The sequence below is a fragment of the Paenibacillus phytohabitans genome (assembly GCF_013141775.1).
Taxonomy (GTDB): Bacteria; Bacillota; Bacilli; order Paenibacillales; family Paenibacillaceae; genus Paenibacillus_AQ; species Paenibacillus_AQ phytohabitans.
In genome coordinates, this window is record NZ_WHOB01000089.1 from 288,237 (window position 1) to 305,004 (window position 16,768).

The 16,768-nt window shown below is 54.9% G+C and carries 15 protein-coding genes; 3 read left to right on the forward strand and 12 right to left on the reverse strand.

Features of this window, described 5'->3' with window-relative positions:
* Positions 1-25: 25 nt before the first annotated feature.
* The 7 genes from GC101_RS30430 to GC101_RS30460 form a co-directional block, all read right to left on the reverse strand.
* Positions 26-943, reverse strand: a complete 918-nt coding sequence (locus GC101_RS30430; RefSeq protein ID WP_042210125.1) for an ABC transporter ATP-binding protein — start codon at positions 941-943, stop codon at positions 26-28.
* Complete coding sequence (locus tag GC101_RS30435; protein WP_042132887.1) at positions 936-1,949, reverse strand: ABC transporter ATP-binding protein; 1,014 nt, start codon at positions 1,947-1,949, stop codon at positions 936-938. Before GC101_RS30435 ends, GC101_RS30430 begins: the two co-directional genes overlap by 8 nt.
* A 14-nt stretch (positions 1,950-1,963) precedes the next feature.
* Positions 1,964-2,809: an ABC transporter permease gene (locus tag GC101_RS30440; protein ID WP_042210124.1), complete on the reverse strand. Its 846-nt coding sequence runs from the start codon at positions 2,807-2,809 to the stop codon at positions 1,964-1,966.
* A gap of 4 nt (positions 2,810-2,813) precedes the next feature.
* Complete coding sequence (locus GC101_RS30445; RefSeq protein WP_039300002.1) at positions 2,814-3,764, reverse strand: ABC transporter permease; 951 nt, start codon at positions 3,762-3,764, stop codon at positions 2,814-2,816.
* Between the two features lie 87 nt (positions 3,765-3,851).
* Complete coding sequence (locus GC101_RS30450) at positions 3,852-5,471, reverse strand: ABC transporter substrate-binding protein (RefSeq protein WP_171720382.1); 1,620 nt, start codon at positions 5,469-5,471, stop codon at positions 3,852-3,854.
* Positions 5,472-5,592: 121 nt separating this feature from the next.
* Positions 5,593-6,039, reverse strand: a complete 447-nt coding sequence (locus GC101_RS30455; RefSeq protein ID WP_171720383.1) for a peptidylprolyl isomerase — start codon at positions 6,037-6,039, stop codon at positions 5,593-5,595.
* Entirely contained in the window at positions 6,036-6,254 is a 219-nt protein-coding gene (locus tag GC101_RS30460) for a hypothetical protein (protein WP_171720384.1), read from the reverse strand. Before GC101_RS30460 ends, GC101_RS30455 begins: the two co-directional genes overlap by 4 nt.
* 235 nt (positions 6,255-6,489) lie before the next feature.
* On the opposite strand from GC101_RS30460, the gene GC101_RS35880 reads away from it, so the two are divergent.
* Positions 6,490-8,466: a glycosyltransferase gene (locus tag GC101_RS35880; protein WP_246354582.1), complete on the forward strand. Its 1,977-nt coding sequence runs from the start codon at positions 6,490-6,492 to the stop codon at positions 8,464-8,466.
* Between the two features lie 448 nt (positions 8,467-8,914).
* On the opposite strand, the gene clpB is transcribed toward GC101_RS35880, so the two are convergent.
* The 4 genes from clpB to GC101_RS30485 form a co-directional block, all read right to left on the reverse strand.
* On the reverse strand, positions 8,915-11,557 hold the full coding sequence (gene clpB / locus GC101_RS30470) for an ATP-dependent chaperone ClpB (protein ID WP_171720385.1): 2,643 nt from the start codon (positions 11,555-11,557) through the stop codon (positions 8,915-8,917).
* A gap of 96 nt (positions 11,558-11,653) precedes the next feature.
* Complete coding sequence (locus GC101_RS30475; RefSeq protein WP_171720386.1) at positions 11,654-12,661, reverse strand: DnaJ C-terminal domain-containing protein; 1,008 nt, start codon at positions 12,659-12,661, stop codon at positions 11,654-11,656.
* 162 nt (positions 12,662-12,823) lie between these two features.
* Positions 12,824-12,973 carry a hypothetical protein gene (locus tag GC101_RS30480; protein ID WP_171720387.1) on the reverse strand — a complete coding sequence of 50 codons (150 nt, stop codon included), beginning with the start codon at positions 12,971-12,973 and terminating at the stop codon, positions 12,824-12,826.
* Positions 12,974-13,037: 64 nt separating this feature from the next.
* The gene (locus tag GC101_RS30485; protein WP_171720388.1) at positions 13,038-13,508 is read right to left on the reverse strand and encodes an Hsp20/alpha crystallin family protein; all 471 of its coding nucleotides are present in this window, start codon (positions 13,506-13,508) and stop codon (positions 13,038-13,040) included.
* Positions 13,509-13,872: 364 nt separating this feature from the next.
* Here GC101_RS30485 and GC101_RS30490 point away from each other — a divergent pair, with 364 nt between their 5' ends.
* Positions 13,873-14,580, forward strand: a complete 708-nt coding sequence (locus GC101_RS30490; protein WP_171720389.1) for a DUF2569 family protein — start codon at positions 13,873-13,875, stop codon at positions 14,578-14,580.
* Positions 14,581-14,660: 80 nt separating this feature from the next.
* On the opposite strand, the gene GC101_RS30495 is transcribed toward GC101_RS30490, so the two are convergent.
* Positions 14,661-15,224: a GNAT family N-acetyltransferase gene (locus tag GC101_RS30495; RefSeq protein ID WP_171720390.1), complete on the reverse strand. Its 564-nt coding sequence runs from the start codon at positions 15,222-15,224 to the stop codon at positions 14,661-14,663.
* 95 nt (positions 15,225-15,319) lie between these two features.
* On the opposite strand from GC101_RS30495, the gene pdxR reads away from it, so the two are divergent.
* Positions 15,320-16,741 carry a MocR-like pyridoxine biosynthesis transcription factor PdxR gene (gene pdxR / locus GC101_RS30500; RefSeq protein WP_343049841.1) on the forward strand — a complete coding sequence of 474 codons (1,422 nt, stop codon included), beginning with the start codon at positions 15,320-15,322 and terminating at the stop codon, positions 16,739-16,741.
* Positions 16,742-16,768: the final 27 nt, after the last annotated feature.

Here is a 16,768-nt window from a genome sequence, read left to right on the forward strand (position 1 = left end):
TATAAATGCATACCTTTACCTGAATTCAGTCCGTAAAATCTCCAGCCACGTAATGCCCCGGGCTGACTTCCCGCAGCACAGCGGCTTCCTCATCCCCGCGCGTTACCGAGTAGGCATCCAGCCGGATTCGCTGGCTGGCCTTCAGCGGGTCTGTCTCCAGAATGGAAGACAGCAGCGCCTTGGTATACGGATGCTGCGGATTGTCATACAGCTCATCGCTCTCCGCAACCTCAACGAGGCGGCCGCCGTACATGACACCAATCCGGTCAGAGATATGCCGGACCATCGACAGGTCATGAGCGATGAACAGATAGGTCAGTCCGAATTCGGACTGCAGATCCTCCAGCATATTGACGACCTGGGCCTGCACAGAGACATCCAGCGCCGAGATCGGCTCGTCGCAGACGACGAACTCCGGCCGGACCGACAGCGCCCGGGCGATGGAGATCCGCTGGCGTTGCCCGCCGCTGAACTCATGCGGGAAGCGGTAGAGATGCTCTCTTTTGAGACCAACCTTCTCCAGCAGCTCCGCTACGGCTTCCTTGCGTTCTTCACCTGGGTAGAGTCCATGGATACGCATCGGCTCACTGATCAATTCCAGCACATTCAGGCTGGGGTTCAGTGAAGAGTACGGGTCCTGAAAAATCGACTGAATCCGTCTGCGGAACGGCTTCAGCCCTTTCTCGCCCAGCTTGCCCAGCGGCTGCCCGTCATAGAATACCTCGCCGTCCGTGTAATCGTACAGGCGGAGCAGACAGCGGCCAACCGTTGACTTGCCGCTCCCGGATTCACCCACCAGTCCGAAGGTCTCGCCCTGGCGGATCTGGAAGCTGACGCCGTCCACGGCCTTAAGCACAGCCGTATCGCGCCCGCGTATATCCTTGCCCTTGGAGAAATGCTTCTTGAGATTGTTCACATCTACGAGCACTTTGCTCTCACTCACCGGAATCCCTCCCCACTGTAACTGCCGCCTGCTGCTCTGCACCTTCAGCCAGCCAGCACATCGAGCGGTGGCCAGGTGCAAGCTCTACTACCGGCGGACGTTCACTGCAGCGGGCAAAAGCATGCGGGCAGCGGTCCATAAACGGACAGCCGGGCGGCGGATTCAGCAGATCCGGCGGTGTGCCTTCAATCGGAATCAGCCGCTCGCGCGATCCCCCGCCGCGCTTCGGAATGGAACGCAGCAGGCCCTGGGTGTACGGGTGCTGAGGACGATAGAAGATGTCCTCCACCGTGCCCTCCTCCATAACAAGCCCGCCGTACATCACAATAACCCGAGTACAGACCTGAGCCACGACACCAAGGTCATGGGTGATCAGCGCTACCGCTGTATCCGACCGTTCTTTCAGCTCCTTGAACAGATCCAGAATCTGCGCCTGAATTGTCGCATCCAGCGCCGTGGTCGGCTCATCGGCAATCAGCAGCTCCGGCTGGCAGGAGAGCGCCATCGCGATCATCACCCGCTGGCGCATGCCTCCGCTGAATTCATGCGGATACTGCTTCAGGCGCTGCTCCGGATCACGTATGCCAACCTGGCGGAGGATTTCCGCCGCCTCGGCATACGCCTCCGCTTTATTCAATCCGCGGTGTCTGCGGATAACTTCGGTTAATTGCTGGCCTATTCTTTTGACCGGATTCAGCGAGGTCATCGGGTCCTGAAAGACCATCGCGATCCGGTTCCCGCGCAGGGTCCGCCACTGCTTCTCCGTGAGTCCCTTCAGACTCTCGCCGCGAAACTCCAGCTTACCGGCAGTCATGCGGCCCGGCGGCGTGATCAGGGACATGACCGCCTTGGCGGTAACGCTTTTGCCGCTGCCGGATTCTCCGACAATCCCTACCGTTTCACCGGCATCTATATGGAAGCTAACGCCGCGGACGGCCTGATTCTCGCCGTCCCGGGTCGCAAATGAAACCTGCAAATTCTCAACAGTCAGCAGCCGTTCAGTCATGATGTTCCACTCTCCTATCTCCGGATCAGCTTTGGTTCAAAGCCGACCCGCAAAATATCACCCAGCACATTGAAGCTCAGAACGGTCAGCAGGATCATCAGTCCCGGGAACAGCGCCAGATAAGGCGCCTCTGCAATATACCCCTGCGCGCTGTTCAGCATGCTGCCCCAGGTGGCGTTCGGCGGCTGAACCCCGAAGCCGAGGAAGCTCAGCGACGATTCCATCATAATGGCCGACGCAATATTATTCGTCGCGCCGACGATAATCACCGGCACCAGTCCCGGAAGGATATGCCGCCAGATCATGCCGAAGGAGCTTTGGCCGGAAGCCTTGGCATACAGCACATATTCGCGTTCCTTGATCGTAAGGGTCTCCGCGCGCACAACGCGGGCCACGTTCATCCACATTAACAAGGCAATAATAATGATTAGATTGCCGATGCTCGGCTTCAAATAGACGCTGAGCAGCAGCAGGATCAGGAAGGACGGAATGGACATGATAATATCCAGCATCCGCATCAGCAGATTATCCAGCCAGCCGCCAAAATATCCGCTGATCACTCCAACCATTACACCCACAAAAGTAGCCACGACCATGGAGGCGAAACCGACGAGCAGCGAGACACGGCCGCCATATAGCGCTCTGGACAGATAATCGCGTCCATAGTCATCGGTTCCGAACAGATGTCCGGCGCCGGGCTTGGTGAGGCGGGCCATGGCATCCATGGCATTCGGATCATATCCGGACAGGAAGGCAAAGATGGCCCCCAGCGTAAAGATAGCCAATACAGCAAGAGCAGCGACACCCAGACCGTTCGTAAACAGCTCTGACTGTAGATTTTTCCATTTACTGCGATTCATGAGGTCACCCCTTTAATTTAATTCGCGGATCGACAAAGCTGTAGAGAATGTCCGCCACCATATTACCGAGAATCAGCATTAAGGAAGAAAATAAGGTGATCCCCATAATGACGGGATAATCCATCCCCTTAACCGCCGTCATCCCCAGCGACCCGATGCCCGGCCACGAGAATACCGTCTCGGTGACAATAGCACCGGCCACCAGATCCCCCATCGACATGCCCAGCAGGGTAATGACCGGCAGCAGCACATGCTTCAGGACGTGACGGAACAGGATTGTCGATTTCTTCGAGCCAAAAGCATACTGGATCTGCACATATTCCTCTTTCAATTGTCCAATCGTGCTGGAGCGGATATAACGCACATATCCGGCCAGGAAACCGAAGGCCAGCACCGAGCAGGGCAAGATCCCGTGCTTCAGCACATCCAGCGGCGATTCCACACCAATCGTGCGCATCCCCATACTCGGCAGCAGATGCAGCTTGATCGCGAACAGATACATCAGCAGGATCGCCAGCCAGAATAACGGAATGGAAATCCCCACATAGGAAATAAAGTTAATCAGCTTGTCTACCCAGCGGTTGCGGTTCGCACCGGCCACGAGGCCTAGCGGAATCGCCAGAATAACCGCCAGCGCAATGGCGCTGCCCATCAGACCGGCTGTAGCCGGCAGACGTTCCAGAATCTGTCCCAGCACCGGCTGGTGATTGATCAGGGAATATCCGAAGTTGCCCTGCACCATTTCCTTGATCCAGATGAAATATTGAATATAGGCGGGCTTATCCAGCCCCAGATTATGGCGGATACGCTCAATATCATCGGCATGCATATTGGGCGTAACGAAAGATAGCACCGGATCACCCGGAGCCAGCTTAATCATTGTGAAACACACTACGGATACAAAAAACAGCATCGGCAGTGTTTGCAGCAACCTTCGGACGATGAGTTGTCTCATACGCAGCTTCTCCCAGCTCTTGACAGGCAAAAAATAAGCTGGAGAACCCAGCTTATTTTTTTGCCGTGCTTTATTTTTTGGGGCAGATTATTTCTGGTAGATCTTGGACAGGTCTTCGAAGATAACGACCGGCTTCAATACAGCTTCATCAATGCCGCCGTAGTTCTTCGATACAGCTACAACTGTTTTAGTATAAGCGATCGGGTAGATCGGTGCATCTTCAGCGACAAGCTCCTGCGCTTTCTTGTAGATCTCTGCGCGTTTTGCCGGATCAGCTTCGCCTGCACCGTCATTCATCAGCTTATCAACTTCGCTGTTCGAATAATGCGAGTAGTTGGAAGAGCTGCCCGATGTGAACAGAATACGGTAAGCATCGGGATCATATCCCATGATATAACCGGTCAATGCCAGTTCGTAGTCGGTAGATTTCAGATCAATGAACTTCTGCACCCAGGCCGAGGAATCCATGTTCTGCAGTTCAACTTCTACGCCCACAGCCTTCAGCTTCTGCTGAACGTACAGCGAAATTGCTTCCTGTGCCTTGTTACCGCTCTGTACAATGTAACGAAGCTTCAGGTTGCTCTCTCCGGCAGACGCCAGCAATTCCTTAGCCTTAGCGGCATCATTATCAAAACTAGTTACTTCATTCGTGAAATACAGCGCGTCCGGAGTCAGGAATGACTTGGCCGGGTCAGCATATTCACTGGAAGTGTACGCTGTCTGGATCAGCTCATCGCGGCTGAGGGCCAGGGACAGCGCTTGACGGACTTCTTTTTTGGCGAGGGCGCCGGTATCACTGTTCGCATTGAACATCAGATAAGCCAGACGGCCTTCACTGTAAGGCAGAATTTCGAAATTGTTCGTTGCCTGAATGGTGGCTACATCCTTAGGATCAAGATACTGCACGTTGATCTCGCCGTTCTGCAGGGCAAGGTTCGCAGCATTGGTATCCTTGGCAATCCGGTAAGTTACAGAATCCAGATGCGGCTTGCCGCCGAAGTAGTTATCGAAGCGTTCCAGTGTCAGATACTCACCGGCTTTGTATTCTTTGAATTTGAAGGGACCGGAACCTACCGGAGCAGCGTTCTTGGTGCTCTTCTCAATGTCGGTTTCATTCTCAAAAATATGCTTTGGAATCGGGAATACCTGTACCAGTGTCGCTTCAAAAGCCGGGCTGACCTGCGGAAGCTGGAATTCAACGGTCAGATCATCCACTTTCACCGCTTTGATGGCTTGGTCGCCGATCAGGAAGTTGGCTCTCAGGAAGCTGTTCTGCTTCTCGTCGAGAATGCTGTCGATGGTGAACACGATATCATCCGCCGTCAGCTTCTCTCCATCATGCCAGGTAAGTCCATCCTTAAGCTTCAGTGTGTAAGTAAGATTATCCTCCGAAGGTGTCAGGCTCTCTGCCAGGTAGAAGGTCTTCTCCCCGTTATTCACCTGGAACAGCGGAGCATACAGTGCCTGGTCAATCGTCAAGCTTACACGGTCACCTGCATAGTTTGGATTAAGTACAACCGGATCAGATGCGACCCCTATAATCAAGCTTCCGCCATCCTTCGGTTCGCTGGCAGCAGGCTGCTGCGTTTCCGCCGGTGTCTGGCTGGCACCCGTATTTGTCGATGCCGCGTTATTTCCATTAGAGCATGCACTAATCATTAGTGTTAACAAAACTAGAATGACAACCCCTGATATCCCTTTACGCATTATCTCTCTCCTCCATGTCTATGAGCAATCTCACTCGTTGTGAAAGTTATTATATATCGGAATAGTCGGGATTACAATGTATTAATTTTCCACCTGTGAAAGTTTGAACAACCGCCCGCTGTTACCCCTGAGGATTGCCGTTATCCCATACGCTGATCTCCTGCATGACATCCCCGCGCCGCAAAGCATCCACATGCTCCATTCCTTCTATTACTCTGCCGAACACTGTGTGCCAGCCGTCAAGGTAATCAAAAGTATCGTAGCAGATAAAAAACTGGCAGGAGCCGGTACCCGGCCCGAAATGGGCCATGGATAACGCCCCGCGCACATGCTTATGGGGATTGCCCTGTGTCTCGCAGGGGATCTTGTCCGTGCCGCCTCTGCCAGTGCCGTCCGGACAGCCTCCCTGGGCGACAAAGCCACGGACAACGCGCTGAAAAGTCAGACCGTTGTAGAAGCCGCTGTTCGCGAGCTTTTCAAAATTGGCTACGGTTCCGGGGGCCTCCTGGTCAAATAATTCGAGCCGGATCTCTTGTCCATGTTCCAGTCTTATTCGAGCCAGCTTCATAAGGTCTCCTCCGCCTCTCCGGCTGCAGTGCCTGCGGGAACGCCGATATGAGCCACGGTCTTGGCCGCTTGCTCAGGTGCATAGATCTCCTGTACATCCTCGTCCAGCAACGGCCGGAGTTCTCCATCCGCAGTATGCACAAAAACCTCGGCGCGCGGATTCATCGCCAGGAGCAGGTTGATTAATTGCTGTACTTTTAACGGTGACTTGTCCATCCTCTCACTCCTGTCCTGCAGTCTGCAGAATGTCTATTCCTGTCTATGCGGTATTGTACAACAGCTCTCAGGCAGACACCAATCCATATATTCCCTTTCGGGTCTCTATTTTTTGAAAAACCGGGATTAGTCCCGTACTTCTCTAAATATATTGAATACATATAATTCATATCATCTATTTGCGAATCCAAGGGGATGTTCTATTAATGTTGACCTTATCCTGGAGTGGCCTGCTATGAATGAGACCCGAACCCGGGTTCTGCTGGGCAGCCCGATCCATCAAAAACCGGCAATTCTCGAGCAGTTTCTGAACTCTCTGCTGCGTCTGAACCTAACCAATATTGAGCTGCATTTCTATCTGATTGATGACAACCCGGACGAAGCTTCGAGTCAGCTGCTCCAGCAGTTCACCCAGAGCGGCAGAACGGTCTTCCTGCAGTCTTCAGGGTTTCATGATGCTTATATCCGCGATGATACGACCCATTTCTGGAACTCCAATCTGGTCTGGAAGGTGGCCGGGTTCAAGAACCTGATGATCCAGCGGGCCGAAGCCTTCGGTTATGATTATCTGTTCCTGATCGACTCCGATCTGATTCTTCATCCGGATACGCTGCTGCATCTGATCAGTACGGGCAAGGACATTATCTCCGAGGTTTTCTGGACCCAATGGCAACCTGGCACTCTGCTGCAGCCGCAGGTCTGGATGCATGACGAATACAACCAGTGGGAGGTGCTCCCGGGAGAGCAGCTCTCACACGAAGAGATCAACCGCCGCTTCCACGCTTTCCTGATGAAGATGCAGCAGCCGGGAATCTATGAAGTCGGCGGGCTCGGCGCCTGCACCCTGATCAGCAGCCGGGCCATCGCTTCCGGTGCCAGCTACGACCGGGTTCACAACATCTCCTACTGGGGAGAAGACCGCCATTTCTGCATCCGTGCAGCGGCGCTTGGCATTCCGCTGTATGTCGACACCCACTACCCGGCGCTGCATCTCTACAGGGACAGCGACCTGCTGAAGGTGCCGGAGTTCATCCGGCAGACTTCAGGCGCGGAGGCTGGAGCGGGGCCGGAGTCGCCGGAAGCGCCGGGGGCGGGGCGGGGTGATGCGGAGACTGCGCGGGAATGGCGGAGTGAAGCGGAGCTAGAGCGGGATCGACAGCTCGTAGCGGGCGCTCAGGCCAGCGGCGAGGAAACCGCTGCGCGCGAGGTTGCGCCTTCGGACAGCGGCGGCGCGGCGGACGGTTTAGACATGCAGAGCGCTGCCGATGCAGCGCCCGTGGATAAAAGAGCGCTAGATGCGAGCGCGGAGTGGGATGCGCTGTGGACCGAGGCGGAGGCCCGGCAGCGCTTGTCCAAGGAGCCGCTGCCAGAGGGCGGCGGCGAAATCCCGCTGCCGGGCGCCGGACTGGCGGCGGGCGCTGATGCGGCAGACGGTGCAGATGCAGCAGGGCGGGGCGCTGAGCATGGAGCGGTGACCGGCTTCTCCGGAGCGGCTGCTGATTCAGCAGCTGCCCGGCGGCCCAAACTGACGCTTACGATGATCGTCAAGAATGAGGGCTCGCGGTTTCTGCGGCAGGTTCTGCAGGAGCACCGCAAATATATTGATGAAGCCGTCATTATCGATGACGGCAGCACGGATGACACGGCGGATATCTGCCGGGAGGTTCTTCAGGGCATTCCGCTGCATCTGATACGCAACAACGTCTCCAGATTCAGCAATGAATCCGAGCTGCGCAAGCAGCAGTGGGAGGCGGTCCTTCAGACGAATCCGGAGTGGATTCTGAGTCTGGATGCGGATGAGATTTTTGAAGCCGGATTCCCGGAAGAAGTGGATGGCTTGCTGCGTACGGACAATTGTGACTTGTTCTGCTTCCGGCTCTACGATTTCTGGGATGACACTCATTACCGCGAAGATATGTACTGGCGGTCCCATCAGAGCTACCGGCCGTTCCTGCTCCGCTACCGGGAGGACTTCACTTATCTCTGGAACGATCTGCCGCAGCATTGCGGGCGGCTGCCGGAGAATATTTTCGAGCTGTCCCATCAGTTAAGCAATCTGCGGCTGAAGCATCTCGGCTGGTCGAAGCCGGAATACCGGCTGGAGAAATATCTGCGCTATATGCTGCTGGACCCGGACGGCCAATATGGCTGGAAGGAACAATACCTGTCTATCCTCGACCAGCATCCCCATCTGATGCCCTGGAGCGAGTAGGCGGCGGGGAGAGTAGAGCTTCTATATAAACCACACTTAGGATTTAGGCCAAACAAGTAATCAATAACCGCTTAACCGCTGCTGAGGCAGTGCTCCCGCCAAGCGTCTAATTGGGCTTTGAAGTTTATTCTCTATGGGGCAGGTATACAGGTAACAAGTATAAATGTTGTATATATTACAACTCGGATTCATAAATAACCGAGTATGCGGGAGGATTGTTGTATGAAATACAATAATCCTTTGAGTTAGCCGCTTGCAGAAGATGAAATGCTGTATTTCCTGCAACAATTCTCGATATGGGCCGATTTATTGAAGAAAATGTTGTATTTTCTGCAGGATTTGAGTCGAATATAAAAAGAAAAGCGCTCCAGCCTTAAGGCGGAACGCTTTTTTCTTCGCGGATTGCAGCTGCAGCCCTACGGAGGCATCGGCCGGGTCAGTTCACATTTTAGAGCGAGCCAACCGTCTTCGCAGATTCCGGTTTCACTATAGTAACAGTCAGCTCACCGTCGGCTTCGTCAACCGTCATCACTGAGCCTTCCTCCGCTTCTCCGGCGATCAGCGCACGCGCCACCCGGGTCTCCAGGCTGCGCTGGATGAACCGCTTGAGCGGTCTTGCGCCGTACACGGAATCAAAGCCTTCCTCAGCAATGAAGCGGACGGCCTTATCGCTCAGCGTAAGACCGATGCCCCGCTCTGCCAGGCGCAGACGGAGACCGTTCACCAGCTTAACCACGATCTGCTGGGTTTCGCCCAGCGTCAGCGGTTTGAACATCACGATATCGTCCACCCGGTTAAGGAACTCTGGGCGGAAATGGCCGCTCAGCTCCTTCATCACCCGGTCCTTAACCGCTTCGGTCAGCTCACCGTTGTCATCGGTGCCCTGAATCAGATGCGGCGAGCCGATATTGGAGGTCATAATGATGATGGTGTTCTTGAAATCGACCATCCGGCCCTGCGAGTCGGTCAGCCGCCCGTCATCCAGCAGCTGCAGGAGAATGTTGAACACATCGGGATGGGCCTTCTCCACCTCGTCCAGCAGCACAACAGTGTACGGCTGGCGGCGCACCGCTTCGGTCAGCTGGCCGCCTTCTTCATAGCCGACATATCCCGGGGGAGCACCCACGAGGCGGGAGACACTGTGCTTCTCCATATACTCGGACATGTCAATACGGATCATGCCGTCCTCGCGGTCAAACAGCGAGATGGCCAGCGCTTTGGCCAGCTCGGTCTTGCCGACACCGGTCGGCCCCAGGAACAGGAACGAACCGATGGGGCGGTTCGGGTCCTTGATGCCTGCTCTTGCCCGGAGCACAGCATCCGCCACCAGCCGGACGGCCTCATCCTGGCCGACTACCCGTTCATGCAGCGTATCTTCGAGCCGCAGCAGCTTATCCCGCTCGCCTTCCACGAGGCGGCTGACCGGAACGCCGGTCCAGCGCGAGACGATATCGGCGATCTCCTCTTCCGTCACGGCCTCACGCAGCAGCCGGGTCTCCTGATCCTGCTGTGCGGCTTCCTCTGCGGCCTTCAGCTGCCGTTCCAGATCAGGAATTATGCCGTAGCTCAGCTCGGCAGACTTGTTCAGATCATAAATCTCCTGCGCATCGACCAGGTCCTTGCGCGCCTGCTCTAACCGCTTCTTCAGCTCGCGTATGCCCTGAATCGCCGACTTTTCCTTCTCCCAGCGGACGGTCATGCCCAGATGCTTCTCCTTGAGGTCGGCCAGCTCCCGCTGCAGAATCTCCAGACGGCGCGCGCTGGCATCGTCGGTTTCTTTTTTGAGTGCGGCTTCTTCAATCTCCATCTGCATCAGGCGGCGGGTCACCTCATCCATCTCACCGGGCATGGAATCAATCTCCGTGCGGATCATCGCGCAGGCTTCATCCACCAGGTCAATCGCCTTATCCGGCAGGAACCGGTCCGTAATATAGCGGTTCGACAGGACACCGGCCGCGACGAGCGCGCTGTCATGGATCTTGACTCCGTGATGCACCTCGAAACGTTCCTTGAGACCGCGCAGAATGGAGATGGTATCCTCGACATCCGGCTCGCTGACCAGCACCTGCTGGAAGCGGCGTTCCAGCGCCGGGTCCTTCTCGATATATTTGCGGTACTCATCCAGCGTCGTCGCCCCGATACAATGCAGCTCACCCCGGGCCAGCATCGGCTTCAGCATGTTGCCCGCGTCCATGGCCCCTTCGGTCTTACCGGCACCGACAATCGTATGCAGCTCATCAATGAACAGGATAATCCGGCCGTCACTCTCGCGGATTTCCTTCAGTACGGCCTGCAGCCGCTCTTCGAATTCCCCGCGGTATTTCGCTCCGGCAATCAGTGCGCTCATATCCAGCGAGAAAATCGTCTTGTCCTTCAGCCCCTCCGGCACATCCCGGCGGACAATCCGGTGGGCCAGCCCTTCCACAATCGCTGTTTTCCCCACACCGGGTTCGCCGATCAGTACGGGGTTGTTTTTGGTTTTGCGGGAGAGGATACGGATGACCCGGCGGATCTCCGCATCCCGTCCGATCACGGGATCAACCTTGCCCGCCCGCACCTCGGCCACCAGATCACGGCCGTATTTCTCCAGCACCTCATAGGTGGCCTCCGGCTCCCGGCTCGTCACCCGCTGGTGTCCGCGGATCTCGGCCAGCACCCCGAGCAGCTTCTCCCGGGTAACGCCCCGGCCCGTGAACAGCCCGCGCAGCTCGCGGTTCCCGCTGCCCGAATCCGAGACCATCGCCAGCACGGCATGCTCCACGGCCACGAACTCGTCCTGCATCTTGGCCGCTTCCTTCTCGGCCTGCTCCAGCATGGCGATCAGCGCAGGCGAGGCATACCGCCGCATCGTGCCCGCTCCGCCTCCGCTTACGCTGGGCTTCCGCTGAAGCAGCACCTCCGTACCCTGCAGCAGCTCGGCTGCAGGAATATTCATCTTCTGCAGCAGCCGCGGCAGCAGGCCTTCATGCTGCTGAAGCAGTGCCTTCAGCAGATGAAGATTATCAATCTCCTGATGTCCGCTGGCCGCAGCCAGGGACTGGGCCTCTGCGACGGCTTCCTGCAGCTTCTGTGTAAGCTTGTTGAAATCCATAAGATCATCGCCTTTCCGTAAAATTATGCCGCTGCAGCCCCAGCTGCAGCATTCCATATGTCAGTCAGCCGGATAACCGGCGTTATATATTAATCATTACCCCGTTGTCGCTCTGCGCCGCTGTGCACCGCCGGGAGTCTGCCGTTTGGCTCCGGCCTGGAAGCTGCCGGAATCGGCCAATTGGCGGTACAGCTTCTTCTCCGCTTCTGAGGTTTCCGGCGGAATGACGATCTCCATCCGGAACAGGATATCACCATTCGTACCGTTAGGACGCTTAAGCCCCTTGCCGGAGAGGCGCAGCGTTCTGCCGGACGCCATACCTGCAGGAATTTTCAATTTCACCTGGCTGCCATCCGGCAGGGCCACCTTGGCTTCCCCGCCAAGTACAGCCTGCCAGGGGGCAATCTCTACCGTGCCGAGTAAATCCCCGCCGCCGTCCGGTTCATAGATGTCATGGGGCAGGAGATGCAGCGAGATCAACAGGTCGCCTCCCTGTCCCGCCCCGCTTCCGCCGCCGGGAACCCGGATCACCGTCCCTTCGGACGAGCGTGCCGGAATCTGCACACTCAGGTCTTTGCCTGCAGCCTGAACGCTGATATTTCCGCCTTTGTATGCCTGCTCCAGCGTAATCTCAAGCTGGGCCTGCATCGTGCTGAACTCATCCGCCCAAGGGCTTCCCCCTTGGCGGACACCGCCGCTGCCGGAGAAGAAATCGAAGCCGGCGCGGTCCGCTGCCCCCCGGCTGCCGAAGAACATCCCGAACAGGTCCTCTTCGGGAATACTGCTGCCGGAAGCAGTGCCGCTGCTCCAGCCTGCGCCAAAAGGCGAATCCCAAGACGCGGAGGAGGCTGCCCCGCCGCTCTGCGGACCCCTTGCCCCAGCGTAGCCGGCCCCGTAGCGCAGCTCCTCATCATAGATTTTCCGCTTCTCTTCATCACCCAGCACCTCGTACGCTTCGGCCGCTTCCTTGAATCTGGCTTCTGCCTCCGGGGCTTTGTTGACATCGGGATGCCACTTCTTAGCCAGCTTCTGATAAGCTTTTTTGATCTCCTGCTTCGAGGCCTGCCTGCCGACGCCCAGAGTCTCGTAATAATTTGCCGCCACTGGTACCTCCTCCTTTCGTATATTGGGAACCTTATTCTATAGGTTATAGCATTCCGCCCTGTAACAAGCCTATTCCCGGTGCCGATGATTATTCACCAAGTCCGTTTCTCCGGGAAAAGACGCATTATAGCCGGTATCCCCACTACAATGCGCCCTGTATGATCATGCTATATGAAAAGCCCGGCGAAACCACTCTGCCGCAGGGAACCGGATAGGCCGGCGGCAGAAGCCGCTTAGCCCGGGAACCCCGCTGAACCCGGCTGCTTCAGCCAGACTTGGAAGTCCTTCATTCTCAGGCTTCCTCCCAATCATCCTCAGTGTTCCCGCTCTCCGCTTCCCCCGGAGAACCGCTCACGCTGGAAGCTGCGCCTGCCGCTTACTGAAGCTGCTCATCTGAAGAATTTCCGCCATCCTGAATTTCAATCCGTTTGCCCTGCGACTTCTGCCGTTTCGGCACTTCCAGGCTCAGCATCCCGTCTTTGAGTGAAGCGCGGATACCTTCCTCCGCAATATCCTGAACATAGAAGCGGCGCACATATTCACCATACCGCCGTTCCCGGCGCACGGTCTGATGTTCCTTGTTCTCCTCGCTGTTCTCTTCTTTGCGTACTGCCTTGATCGTCAAATAAGGGCTGGTATAATCGATGTCGATTTCTTCTTTTTTGAAGCCCGGAAGCTCGGCCTCAATCAGATACGCCCCTTCACTCTCGCGGATGTCTGTCCGGAAGGACAGCGTGGAGCTTGTCAGCGGTGCAAAGAAATCATCATTAAACACTTCGTTAAGCGACTTAGCCAGCACACCAAAAGCATCATCTCTGCGTTTACCAAAAGGAACCAAATCAAACATTATCCATTCTCCTCTCATTTGACTTTGAATTTGTTGTTGGTTTGACTTTGACTTTATTTGATCTATGGCTTTATTATAGTCGCCGGCCGCCCGGATGACAAAACTCATATAAGCCGAAAATCCGGTAAAATCCGGCGTTTCGGCTTATTTTTTAGTATAAATTTTAACATTATTAATAATTTGACCTTATTTGACTTTAACTCTTTAATTCACATGATTTCTATCCGCACCCTCACGGACATAGTAAATATAAAGAACTAACACCTAAAATATAACAAGTAAATTAAAGGAACTAGTGGGAATTGTCGATATAAACGTCATAGTAAAAATCCCGCAGCCAATGCGGATATGATGAGGTGATGAAGTGGCAAAAGCAGGACTGGGCATTATCTTCTTCGTCATAGGTTTTATTCTACATAGAACTTATGCAGCAGATCCTAACGTTATTATTTCTATTGTGATTGGAGGGCTTGGAGGAATTATCGGGTGGGCGACCGGCGGATTAATTAGGCCATTGCACGTCAAGAAAGCTAAACCAGCTGATGATGAGGCCGCCGCTGCTTCCGAAGTGGTCCTGGAATCCTCAGACCAGCCCGCAGATGAATCAGAGCCTTCCGGCTCCGGAGGCTGGTTAGGACTTTTCGCAATAGGCATTGTGCTCTCACTCTTCGCAGGTGTGCGAATGCTTTATGGTAATTTCTCATTATTCGGCTCTGAAGGCCTTAAGCTTCTTAGCGACCCTGACAGCAGCTACTACGTCGCTTCAATGCTTCCTAGTCTTGTGATAGAAACGGTATTAGTATGTATTCAGGTCGTAATGATCCTGTTCATTCTGTACCTGGGTCTCAAACATAAAAAGTTATTCAAATACATATCTATATCTTTCATCGTATATAACATCTTACTTAATACCATAGATACCTTCATGTTCAGCCAGGTACAGACTACTCTTTCCGGTCTCATACCGGACGATACCTCTTATACGGATATCTTCCGGTCCTTCATTTATGCTGTGATCTGGATCCCCTATTTCCTGCGGTCAAAGAGAGTCAAGAATACGTTTATTTGTTAATATTTTTGTACATAGTCTCTTCAATTCTTCCGGACCTGCGTTATTGTTGAATCAGCTTTCGCAGGTCCGGTCTACCCTCCCTATTTCACATACAGCTCACGGTATTCGCTATCCAGCATGCCCATCATAATCACATCATGGTACTCATGGTTATAATAGAGCGTCTGGCGCCGTACACCCTCACGGACAAAACCGATTGATTCATACACATGCGCAGCGCGGGCATTATAGCTATAGACCTCCAGCTCAATCCGGTGCAGATTCAGAATGCCGAAGCCGTAGTCCAGCATCAGCAGCAGCGCTTCCCGTCCATACCCTTGTCCCTGATGCCGCTCATCCCCAATAGCAATCCGCAGATTTGCACTGCGGTTGTCAGGGTCTATATCCTGAATGGCGATATCGCCGATCACCTCATCAGTCTCCCTAAGGGCGATAAGCAGCAGCACCGTACTGTCGTCCCCTGATTTGCGCGCGATATAATTCTCTATCTGCTCTTTGGTGATATGCTTTTTCGTGCCTGTAAGTCTGCGGACTTCCGTGCCGTAGAACATATGGTAATACAATTCGGCGTCTTCCCCGTTAAGCGGGCGCAGATATACCTTTTTTCCTGTTAAAAGCGCTGAATGTCTGGTCACTCCCGTCATCTCCCGACTGTTGTTATAGCTCTTATGGTAATGTAGATCTGCATACTATAAAATATACAAAAACGTCTAATTTCAAAGGACAGATTCGAAGGTGTATGATGCTGCTTGTCCCTAATCTGAATGAGCACAGCGAGATTCCTTACTATATACAGCTCTATGATTATTTTGCAAAAGAGATTATCGGCGGCGCTCTCCCCAGTGGTACACGCCTGCCTTCCATCCGCCGCCTGGCGGCATTATGCGGTATCAGCGCCACTCCTGTCGAGCTCGCCTACCAGCAGCTGCTTGCCGAGGGCTTCATCGCCAGCAAACCGCGCAGCGGTTACACCATCCTGCCAGTCCATAGGAATGGCGGCCCTGCAGAAGCCGAGGAGCGGCCACGTCCGGCTGTCCGTCCTATTACTCCCCGCGATTCGCGGCAATACGCATATGATTTCCACATGTCACGGAATGATTTCTCTTTATTCCCGCATAAAATATGGCGCAGCCTCTACCAGGAACAGCTCGCGAATCCGGACCTGCTCCAGTATGGTGATCCGCAGGGGGAGCCGGCGCTCCGCGGGAGCATTGCCGCCCATCTGCGGCGGTTCCGTGGGCTGCGCTGTACAGAGAAGCAAATTGTGGTCGGCGGCGACCAGTATACGCTGTGCTCTTTGTTATACCTAATGCTTAAAGAACGGGTGACGCGGCTCGGAATAGAAGACCCGGGGTATCACCTGCTGCCCGCAGCATTCAAACGCGGCGGTTATGAGATTATGCCCATTCCGCTGGAGGAAGACGGGCTGGTGATAGAGAAGCTGTACCGAAGCGGGGCTGACGCCGTATACATCTCCCCTTCCCATCAGTTTCCCAGAGGGATGGCGATGCCGGTAGCCAAACGCTTCGCCTTGCTGGATTGGGCCCGGTCAGCGGGCGGCTATATCATTGAAGATGATTATGACGGGGAGTTCCGCTATCATGGACGGCCCATTCCTGCGCTTCAGGGACTTGAAGCGGACAGTCCGGTAATCTATATGTGCAGCTTCGCGCAATCTGTAACTCCTGCCCTGTGCATTCACTATATGGTTCTGCCGGAGGAGCTGCTGCCGCTCTATCACAGCCTGAGAAGCGAGCTGTATCTGGAGCACTCGGCTTCTCGGCTGCATCAGATTGCGCTGCATTATTTTATGGAAAGAGGGTACTTCGAGAAACATCTGCGCAGGATGCGGCTGCTCTATCAGCGCAAGCATGACCTGCTTCTGCGCTCGGTCCAGCGCTATTTCGGCGATGCAGCAGCCGTCAGCGGACGGGATGCCGGATTTCATCTTCTCCTGACCCTGAAACCGCCCGCAGCGGGCAGTGCACGAGAGCTTGCCGCAGCAGCGGAAGCTGAAGGTATCCGTGTTACGCCTATGTCGTATACGTGGTGGGATAAGCCGGACTGCGATGAACCGGAATTCATTCTGGGCTTCGGCGGGATTGCCGAGGATCTGATTGATGAGGGAATCCGCAGGCTGGCGGAGGTGTGGCTGGGATAGCTTTTTAACGATGCATAACTGCTTACC